Source organism: Ruegeria sp. R13_0, assembly GCF_017743995.1.
Lineage (GTDB): Bacteria > Pseudomonadota > Alphaproteobacteria > Rhodobacterales > Rhodobacteraceae > Ruegeria.
Window position 1 is genome coordinate 41,544 of the sequence record NZ_JAGHRB010000008.1, and the last position, 9,881, is coordinate 51,424.

General features: G+C 59.9%; 8 protein-coding genes. 1 reads left to right on the forward strand and 7 read right to left on the reverse strand.

Going from position 1 to position 9,881, the window contains the following annotated elements:
- Window positions 1-67 precede the first annotated feature (67 nt).
- The 7 genes from J7394_RS11860 to J7394_RS11890 all read right to left on the reverse strand — a co-directional run bounded on the left by J7394_RS11860 (window position 68) and on the right by J7394_RS11890 (window position 8,891).
- Window positions 68-907, reverse strand: coding sequence for an NAD(P)-dependent oxidoreductase (locus J7394_RS11860; RefSeq protein ID WP_209253254.1), 840 nt, complete (start codon window positions 905-907; stop codon window positions 68-70).
- The gene (locus tag J7394_RS11865) at window positions 904-2,118 is read right to left on the reverse strand and encodes a pyridoxal phosphate-dependent aminotransferase (protein WP_209253256.1); all 1,215 of its coding nucleotides are present in this window, start codon (window positions 2,116-2,118) and stop codon (window positions 904-906) included. The genes J7394_RS11860 and J7394_RS11865 overlap by 4 nt, the downstream gene beginning before the upstream one ends.
- Window positions 2,115-2,888 carry an HpcH/HpaI aldolase/citrate lyase family protein gene (locus J7394_RS11870; RefSeq protein ID WP_209253258.1) on the reverse strand — a complete coding sequence of 258 codons (774 nt, stop codon included), beginning with the start codon at window positions 2,886-2,888 and terminating at the stop codon, window positions 2,115-2,117. The genes J7394_RS11865 and J7394_RS11870 overlap by 4 nt, the downstream gene beginning before the upstream one ends.
- Window positions 2,888-4,099, reverse strand: coding sequence for an FAD-binding oxidoreductase (locus J7394_RS11875; protein ID WP_209253260.1), 1,212 nt, complete (start codon window positions 4,097-4,099; stop codon window positions 2,888-2,890). Before J7394_RS11875 ends, J7394_RS11870 begins: the two co-directional genes overlap by 1 nt.
- Complete coding sequence (locus tag J7394_RS11880) at window positions 4,096-5,805, reverse strand: hydantoinase B/oxoprolinase family protein (protein ID WP_209253262.1); 1,710 nt, start codon at window positions 5,803-5,805, stop codon at window positions 4,096-4,098. Before J7394_RS11880 ends, J7394_RS11875 begins: the two co-directional genes overlap by 4 nt.
- Window positions 5,805-7,889 carry a hydantoinase/oxoprolinase family protein gene (locus J7394_RS11885; RefSeq protein WP_209253264.1) on the reverse strand — a complete coding sequence of 695 codons (2,085 nt, stop codon included), beginning with the start codon at window positions 7,887-7,889 and terminating at the stop codon, window positions 5,805-5,807. The genes J7394_RS11880 and J7394_RS11885 overlap by 1 nt, the downstream gene beginning before the upstream one ends.
- 99 nt (window positions 7,890-7,988) lie before the next feature.
- Window positions 7,989-8,891: a LysR family transcriptional regulator gene (locus J7394_RS11890; RefSeq protein WP_209253267.1), complete on the reverse strand. Its 903-nt coding sequence runs from the start codon at window positions 8,889-8,891 to the stop codon at window positions 7,989-7,991.
- Window positions 8,892-9,056: 165 nt separating this feature from the next.
- Here J7394_RS11890 and J7394_RS11895 point away from each other — a divergent pair, with 165 nt between their 5' ends.
- On the forward strand, window positions 9,057-9,815 hold the full coding sequence (locus J7394_RS11895; protein ID WP_209253269.1) for an NAD(P)-binding domain-containing protein: 759 nt from the start codon (window positions 9,057-9,059) through the stop codon (window positions 9,813-9,815).
- The last annotated feature ends 66 nt before the right edge of the window (window positions 9,816-9,881 follow it).

Sequence of the window (9,881 nt, forward strand, 5' to 3'; positions counted from 1 at the left end):
TGGCGTATTCAGAAAATTGGGCCCGGTGTGATTAGGACAGAAAGTGGCTGGAAGGACGAGCGTGCGCTTACTCCTTTGCCGTATCGTCTGCGTTCAGGTTCAGATGCGCCATACCGCTGCTGCCCAGATCAACGGCTGCAAAAGGGCCGCCGTGATGGATGTTGGCAGGATCAAGGGGATCAAGCGGGCCGTCCTTGGCAAAGATCTCATCGGCGAATTGCTCGGCATTGTCCTTGGGCCGGAAACCCAGATGCCGCGCCTTGGAATTGTCGACCGGCGCGCGGTCATTGTCAGACACGCCATAGACGATGCTGAAACCGGTGACCGGGGTCTTGACCGCCTGTTCCACCATATGGATCAGGTCATCATAGCTGAGCCACGTTCCCACCGCGCGGCTGTTCGTGACCTGCGCGCAGGACAGGATGCGCAGGCAGACGGCCTCAAGCCCTCGTTTGTCCCAGTAAAGCGAGGCGAGGTCTTCGGCGAAGCATTTGGCAAGCCCATAGAACGTGTCTGGTCTGTGTGGCGCGTCGATGCCGATGAAATCGGTCTTTTTGTGCATGCCGACCGCATGGATCGACGAGGCATAGACCACCCGCCGGAGATTGTTGCGATGGGCGGCCTCCCACACGGTATAGGCGCCGTAGAAGTTCGGGCCCCAAAGCACATCCATCGGGGCCTCGTCCGCGATGGCGCCGAAATGAACCACCATATCCGCGCCTTCCAGCAGCTCTGTCATGGCTTCAAGATCGGCAAGGTCGGCCTTCACGTAGCTTTCGTTCGGCGCAAGGTTGGGTACGCCGTCGGCAATGTCCGAGGAGACCAGCTCGTCGCATAGCTTCGATAGCGGCCCGCGCAAGTATGATCCAAGCCGCCCTGCTGCGCCGGTGAGGACTAGTTTCTTCATGGGCGAACTCCTTTCAGATTGGCAACGGCATCGGCGATGCGGTTCAGGGCCGTGTTGAGAACGTCTTCGGACGCGGCTGTCGAAATGCGGAAAAAGGGCGACAGCTCATAGGCGCTACCGGGAACAGCCGCCACACCGGCCGCGCTGAGAAAAAAGGCGGTTACATCGGCATCCGAGGTCAGGGTTGCGTCGTCCGGCGTCGTGGCCCCGATCAGGCCCTCGCAGCCGATCAGCCCGTAGAACGCTCCGCCCGGCGGGTCGAGCGTCAGGCCAGGAATGTCGCGGATGCGTTCGACCACAAGGTCGCGGCGGGCCTCGAACGCGGCACAGAAGCGGCGTACCTCATCCTGCGGGCCGTTCAAAGCAGCCGCCGCCGCGGCCTGTGCAATCGAGCAAGCGCCTGAGGAAATCTGGCTTTGCACCTTGGTCATCGCGGCGACCAGCTCTTTCGGTCCTGCGCCATAGCCGATGCGCCACCCGGTCATTGCATAGGCCTTGGAGACCCCGTTTACCGTCAGTGTTCGATCTTTTAGCGTCGGGCACAGGGCGGCGAAAGACCGGAAGACGCGATTGTCGAACAGGATGTGTTCGTAGATCTCATCGGACAGGATCAGGATGCGGTCGTGTTGTTCCAGAACCGCGCCAAGGGCCGCAATCTCAGCGTCCGAATAGACTGCGCCGGAAGGGTTCGACGGTTGGTTCAGCAACAGCCAACGTGTCTTGGGTGTGATCGCGGCCGCCAGCCTGTCGGGGGTCAGGCGGAAACCCTCTTCAGCCGGGCATTCGATGGTGACGGGCGTACCGCCAAGGATCAGCACGATGTCCTTGTACTGCCCAAAGTAAGGCGCGCAGAGGAGAACTTCGTCGCCCGGCTCCAGCGTGGCCATGAAGGCGTTGAACAGCACTTGCTTGGCCCCGTTCGAGACGATGACTTCATCGGGGGCGTAGGTCAGATCGTTTTCACGCTGCAGCTTGTCGGTAACGGCCTGCCGCATGGTCAGGGTGCCGTTGGTGGGCGGGTATTTGGTCTCACCCGCCAGAGCGGCCTGATGTGCGGCGTGTTTGATGTGGTCGGGTGTGTCGAAGTCAGGCTCTCCGAGGCCCAGATCAATGACATCCTCACCCCGCGCGCGGGCCTCTTTCGCGGCCTGGCTGACCCAAGCCGAGGCCGAGGGTTTCACGAATGCAAGGCGCGAGGCAGCAAAACTCATTTCAGGTGATCTTTCGTTTGGGCCAGCGCCGTGTCAGCCGCACGCGCCAGAAGGCCCGTATCAATAGCGTTCGCAACGAAGGTGAACCCTTCGTTCAACAGCTTGGCCGCAAAGGCCGGGTCGGTGACGAGGGTGCCGACGGGCACCCCGCGTGCGATCAGTTTCTGCGCGGCCTTTCTGATCTCGGACCAGACCTCGGGATGCATGGGGTCGCCGACATGACCAAGATCGGCGGCAATATCCGCCGGACCGAAGAAGATGCCGCTGACACCATCGACAGTGCCGATAGCCTCGGCCTGCTCCAAAGCGGCGCGGGATTCCACTTGTAGCAGAACTGTCAGCTCGTGTTCGCAGCGCGTCACATAGTCCTTGATCCGCCCAAAACCCGTTGCGCGGCTTGCGCCTGCCATCCCACGAACGCCCCGCGGCGGGTAGCGCGTGGCCGCGACGGCGCGTTCGGCTTCTTCCACCGATTGGATCATCGGAAACAGAAGCCCCGGCGCGCCGAGGTCAAGCAGACGTTTGACCACAACCGCGTCATTCCATTCGACGCGGACAAGCGCGGTGGTCTGATACGCCTCAAAGGCCTGCAGCTGCGACAACACGCTGTGATAGTCGTTCGCGCTGTGCTCCATGTCGATCAGCGCCCAGTCATAGCCTGCTGTGGCTATGATTTCGGCTGCATTGTTACTGCACAGGCTGACCCAAACACCAACTTGTTTGTCGCCATTTGCGATCGCATGGGTGAAACGGTTGCGTATTAGCTCCATCAGATCACTGCCTTTTCGATGATTGGTTGTCCGGCCGGGATACGTTGGTAGTTGAAGGGCGTCATGTCCAGCGCGCGGTATTCGCCATAGGTCAGCCACTCGGCCGTGCCACGCCCCATCGCCGGAGATTGCTGCAGCCCGTGGCCCGAGAACCCGTTCAGGAAGATGAAGTTCGACAACTCGGTATGGGGACCCATGATCGCGTTGTGATCGAAGGTGTTCATCGCATAATGCCCGGCCCATTCGCTTTGCAGTTTGATCGCTTCGAATTGCGGGATACGGGTGGCGAGGACGGGCCAGACGTGGTTTTCCCAGAAAGCGTGATCCATGTTGAAATCATCGAAATCCACAGCCGGGTCGATGTCGGAATGCCCACCGCATTGATACGTGCCGCCCCCGACCTCGCGCACATGAACGCCCGAGGGGTCAATGGTCAGCGGCAAGTCGCGGTTTAATGGCTGTTCTGCTTTGAAAATCCACGAATAGCGTTTCCGCGGTTCAACCGGCACGTCAATCCCAGCCATTTGAGCGGTTCTGGCGGCCCGAGGACCGGACGCATTGACCACCTGTCCGCACGCAATGACTTCGCCCGAGGCGAGCGTGACGCTTTCAACCTTGGTGCCTGCGGTGTTTCGGGTGATCTCGACAACTTCGTTCTGGACCCATTCGACGCCCCGATCACGGCTTTGTCGCCGCCACCAGTGATCGAGGGCCGCGCCGTCGAAATAGCCTTCGTCGATCAGATTGATCGAGCCCAGAACGATGTCATCGACATTGTAGAACGGGTAGGCCGCCTTGATCTCATCCGCGTTCATCAGTTGCGTTGCCGCACCTGCCGCCAACTGTACTTTCTGGTTCTCGCGCAGCACGTTGGCAAAGCCTTCGTTGTCCGCCAGATACATGTAGCCAAAGGAATGGATCGAAAGCTCGGGTATCCGGTCATCACCGCCCATGTAGCCGCGTAGGTTCTTCACGAAGTCGGCGGCAAACTGGCTGATCCGCACGTTCAGCTCGGCCGAGAATTGCTGCCGGATACAGGAATTCGTATGCCCGGTCGAACATGAGGCGAAACTCATGTCGCGTTCGATCACCAGAACCGAACCATTGAAATCGGCATTGTCCGACAGGAACCAAGCGGTCGAGGCCCCCATGATCGCGCCGCCTATGATCACCACGTCATAGCTCTGCCGGGCCGGGCTTTGGTTGCTCATTCGTATTCTCCTTTTGCAACGGCACGGTGGATCTCGGAGATCTCGGATGCCGTCAAGCCATAGTCGCGCGATGCTGTTTCGTCTGAAATATAGCCGAGCGCCAGATCACGCTTAACCATCTGTTTTGACCGTTCCGACGGGTCACCGTAGCCAGCGCCGCCGGGGAACGCCATCACGACTTTGCGCCCGTGTGGTACAAACTGTTTACCTTTGACCCGCATGTCGGACCCGTCGTCCTGAGCGATGGTTGTTGGTGCGCCATTTCTCCCTCCTCGCCGACCACGCGCGGGGTATTGGCTGCGGTCGAACATGGCCTGAATGTCGAACTCGTACCCCTCTTGCGCGCCGACCTCCATATACTGGCCCAACCCGCCGCGCGTTTTCCCTGCGCCACCGCTATCTGGGCGCAGTTCCTTGCGCCAGATGATGACGGGGCCCGCGTGTTCAGTGGCTTCGATCGGCATGGTCATGACGCCCGAGGGGAAGGCGGTGGCGTTCATCCCGTCGTGTTCCGGCCGCGCGCCAGAACCGCCCGAGTTGAAGGTCAGCACCTCGGACCGGCGGGCCCCTTCAGGGGCCGGAGCATCGGTGCGGGGGCGCAGGCTAACCTGAAAGTTGCACAAACATCCCGCGCCTTCGGCGGGGACGAGGCCGGGAACGATCTTGTCGAACGCGTCATAGACCGCATCGGGCACGAAATGGCCCACGATATGGCGCAGTGCGACCGGAGCCGGGTGCAGCGCATTCACGATGGTGTTCTCGGGCGCGGAGACTTCAAACGGGGCCAGCGATGCGGCGTTATTGGGGATCTCGGGCGCAATCGCGACCTTAAGCGCGTAGCAGGCATAGGCTTTGGTATAGACCAGTGGGCAATTGATCCCTTTTTTGTCCACCCCCGAAGTGCCGGAAAAATCGGTCACGATCTTGTTGCCTTCGACGCTGATCCTGACCTTCAACGTGATTGGAGTATCAAACCCGTCCATCGTCATTTCACCCTCAGCGGTTTTCTGAGGCAGGGCAGCGATACGCTCCAGCGTCGCTCGGCGGGAGTTGTCGAGGATGAACGCGGCGATCCCATCGAGGGTTTCGAGGTCGAACTCCTCCATCATGTCGATCAGGCGGCGGTGGCCGATTTCGTTACAGGTGGTCAGAGCGTAGATATCTCCGATCAGCTGATCGGGCTCGCGCACATTGCCGCGGATGAGGCGCACCAGTGTTTTATCCACATCGCCGCGGTCGGCAAACTTCATGATCGGGATGTAAAGCCCCTCCTCATAGACACTTTGCGCATCAGCCCCAAAGCCGCGCCCGCCGATATCCACGATATGCGCGGTACAGGCAAAGAACCCGACCAGCGCGCCCTTGTGAAAGGATGGGGTGACCATGGTGATGTCATGCAGGTGGCCTGTGCCCTCCCATGGGTCATTGGTGATGTAGACGTCGCCTTCATGCATGTTCTGCCGGCCAATGCGGCGAATGAAATGTGCGACCGCATCTGCCATCGCGTTCACGTGACCTGGCGTGCCGGTCACGGCCTGCGCCAGCATGTTCCCGTGCGTGTCATAGACCCCCGCTGACAGGTCCCCGGCCTCACGGACCGAGGTTGAGAACGCCGTTCGAACCAACGCCTGCGCCTGTTCCTCAACAACCGAGATCAGTCGGTTCCACATGACCTGATAGGTGACTTTGGACTGCTCGTTGCTCATCACGCGGCTCCTTTTGTCACAACGTCGATACAGCCATCGGGCTGACGGATGGCGTCCCGGCTGGCGGGGACAACGATGGTTGTTTCATGCTCGGTTACGATTGCGGGCCCTAGGGCGCGCTGCCCGCTCTGCATACTAGCGCGGTCGACAGTATCCGCGTCTAGGTAGCGACCGGATGAAGCGTCAAATACCTGTCGCGTGCCTTCGGACATAGCCGGGCCTTTTGCGCCCGTGACGGCAATCGGCGTGACCTCTTCGGGCGGGGTGCTGGCGTTGACGGACCAGACGGTGATCTCGATATCCATGCCCGCGACCGGGCGGCCAAAAAGCTTGGTATAGCCTTCCTCGAACCGCGCCTGATAGGCGGCGGCGTTGGGGTTCATCGCCTGTTCTTCGGTCAGTTCGATCGGGATTTCCCATCCCTGACCGGAATAGCGCATATAGGCTTTGAAATCGGTCCGGATCGGGCTGGTCGCATCGCAGGTTCGCACAAAGCCAGTTGTTTCGTCCCTCAGGTCGGACAAAAGCTGACTGATCCGGTTCGCGTCGAAATCGCTGAGCTTCATATAGACCGAGCGGTTGGCCTCGAAACTGAAGGGCGCGCGCAGGAAGCCGATGGCCGAGCCGACCCCGGCCCCCGGCGGAACAAGCAGGCGCTCGACCCCAAGCTTTTCACACAGACGCCCGGCGTGCAGAGGGGCCGCGCCACCAAAGGCGATCATGGTGTAGTCGCTCAGGTCCTCGCCATTCTCGACGGCGTGAACGCGTGCGGCGTTGGCCATGTTCTCGTCCACCACTTCGGCCACGCCAAAGGCGGCCTCAACCGGGTCCATGTCTAGCGTACTGCCAACGTGCTCGGTCAGCGCGGATCTGGAGTTGTCCGGGTGCAAAACGATCGAGCCACCGGCGAAATTGTTCGGGTCCAGCTTGCCGAGAACCAGATCAGCGTCCGTCACACCGGGGCGCGTGCCACCGCGCCCGTAACAGGCCGGGCCGGGCTCGGACCCCGCGCTTTCCGGACCCACGCGGATCTGGCGCATCCCGTCCACATGAGCCAGGCTGCCGCCGCCCGCGCCGATTTCGACCATGTCGATCACCGGGATCGAAATCGGCATGCCCGAACCCTTCTTGAACCGATAGGTCCGCGCGACCTCAAACACACGGCTGGTTTTGGGCGTCTGGTTCTTGATCAGGCAGATCTTGGCCGTGGTGCCGCCCATGTCAAAGCTCAGCACTTTGTCCAAACCGTAGCGTGCCGCAATATGCGCCGCGAAAACCGCGCCCCCAGCGGGGCCGCTTTCGACCAGCCGCACCGGGAATTCGGCGGCATTCTGGATTGAGATAATGCCGCCACCCGAATGCATCAGGAAGATCCGACATTGAACGCCTTGCGCGCGTAACTGATCTTCGAGCCGACCCAGGTATGAGGCCATCAGTGGCTTGATATAGGCGTTGGCAACAACCGTGTTGAACCGTTCATACTCACGCATCTGAGGCGAAACCTCGGACGAGATCGAAACCGATACGTCAGGCAGTTTCTCGGCCAGAACTTCGCGCACCAGATTCTCATGTGATGGGTTGAGGTAGGAGTGGATCAGACCCACCGCCACCGATTCAAACCCGGCTTGGGCAATCTTGTCCACAACCGCTTCGACATCGGCGCGGGTCAGATCAACCAGAACCTCGCCTCGGGCATCGACGCGGCCGGGAACGGTAAAGCGCATGTGGCGCGGCAGCAGCGGGTCAGGCAGTTTGAGGTTCAGGTCATACTGCTCAAACCGGCTTTCGGTGCGCATTTCGATCACATCGCGGAACCCTTCCGTTGTGATCAGCGCCGTTTTCGCCCCCCGGCGTTCGATTAGTGCATTGGTTGCCAGCGTCGTGCCGTGGATGATCTGGTCAATCTGGCCCGGAGTGATCCCGGCCTTGGCACAAACCTGCTGCATCCCGTCGATGATCGCGTTTTCTGGCGCGGCATAGGTTGTCAGCACTTTGGTTGAAAACGTCTGTCCATCCTTTTCCAGAACCACATCGGTAAAGGTGCCGCCGATATCAACGCCCAATCGGATAGAGTGTGAGGTCATGCCCGTGCCCGCTTGAAAGAGTACCTGTCAAACGCGACTAAAACCCAGCCCGGGACGAAAAATCAAATTGCTTTAATTTCTACTACTGATCGAATTTTTTTATCGTGCGTGTGGCCTGAGCTGCGCGGCGATTTCCGCCGCGTGTTCCACAAAACGGGCGGCCCGCGTTGGATCATAGCGGGCGAAAAACCGCAGCGGCTCGGCCGTCCAATCGGATTGAAGTTCCAGCAGGGCGCCAGCGTCGATCTCGCGCTGGACCAGAGGGCGCGGCAGCAACGCGATCCCGAGACCTTCCGAGACCATCGGAACACAAGCGGATAAAGCGTTCGAATGCACGATTTTCTGTGCGTCCAGCCCGCGTTCCTGCGCCATCGCATGAAGGCTGTGCCCTGCAATTGTGTGGCGGGCATGGGTCAGAACGGAGAATGCGAAAAACCGGTCGACGCTTGGCCCTTCGGGTAAGGCTGTGGCGAGTGTCGTGTTGGCCACCCACACATAGTCTTCGCCGGTCAGTTCTTTTGTCCCGTCCAGTTCCGTTTTGAATGGCCCGTTCTGCACCGCAAGATCAAGCTGCCCTTCCAGCAGCTTTTCATCAATCGTGCCGGACAGGTCCACCACAAGCTCAACGCTCAGATTGGGATAGTGTTGTTTGAGGCTCCGCAGAAAGTCCTGCAGCCATGTGCAGGCGACCAATTCGGTGACGCCAAGACGCAGCCGCTCCTGAATCAGATCTTGTCGGTCGGCTTCCTCCAATAGGGCTTCGGTCGCGCGGAGAACAATTCTGGTTTTCTCCAACAGCGCCTCTCCCTTTGCTGTCAGACGCACGGAGCCTGCATCGCGATACAATAGCTTTGTGCCCAACGCATCTTCCAGCGTGGCGATGCGTGACGAGATATTAGGCTGCGTCGTCGCAAGCGCGTTGGCCGCGGCGCGGAAGGTTCCCATATCGACCACGAAGGTAAAGGCTTCGAGCTGTTTGAGCGTGACTTGGTTCTTTATCATTCCAACTTTTGAGCATCAGGGAAACTGATCGTCAATCACTCAGGACAAGAACCCATGTGTTCCATCCATTTGATGTCTGGTCGGTGGAGAATTGGTTTGCGTGCGGCGTCAAATAGCGCGATCAACGGGGTGACTCGACCACTTGCCGGAAAACAGGAGGCAAACATGAGGCTTGGCTATCTTGGGTTTGGAACCATTGCGCGCGCCTGTGCCGAGGGTCTGGTCAACGATGGGCATGACATTGTTGTCAGCGAAAGAAGCCGGGCCAACTCATCCGAGCTGGCGGAACGCTTCGACAATGTGACCGTGGCCGACAATCAAGGTGTCTTGGATGCCAGCGACGTGGTCTTTGTCGGATCAACCGCCGAACAGGCCGAGGCGATGCTGTCCGCGCTGCGGTTTCGCGAAGGCCAGCAGGTGATCTCGTTTATGGTTGGTATCTCGCCGGAACAGGTTCAGGACCTCGTTGCACCGGCCACGTTCGAGACGTTGATGATCCCGTTCCCGTCCATTGCCTCGGGCGGATCTCCGGTTCTGGTCTTTCCTGCGTCGCCAACGGTTGAGGCCCTCTATGGTGGTTCAAACACTGTGATCACCATGAAGTCCGAGAGTGATTTCAACGAGTTTCTGGCCGCTCAAGCCCTGTTGTCGGTGGTGGCGAAATCGCTGGCCGTCGGGATTGACTGGCTGGGCCGCAAAACTGGCAGCGCCCATGAGGCTGAGAAATTCCTGCGCCTGTTGATCGGAGGGTCGATCATGGCCGCGCCGATGGAGACCGAGAACGCGATGGCCGATCTTGTCGACTCGTTGAACACGCCGGGCGGGCTGAACCAGCAGTTGCGAGAGTACATGGCCGATCGCAACACCTATGACGATCTGGTCCAAGGGATCGAGGTCTTGTCGGCCCGCCTAGCCGAGGGCTGATTACCAGTACTGGAAGCGCGCGACGACATCATGTCGCCGATGCGGGATGAGTTTACCCGTTGGGAT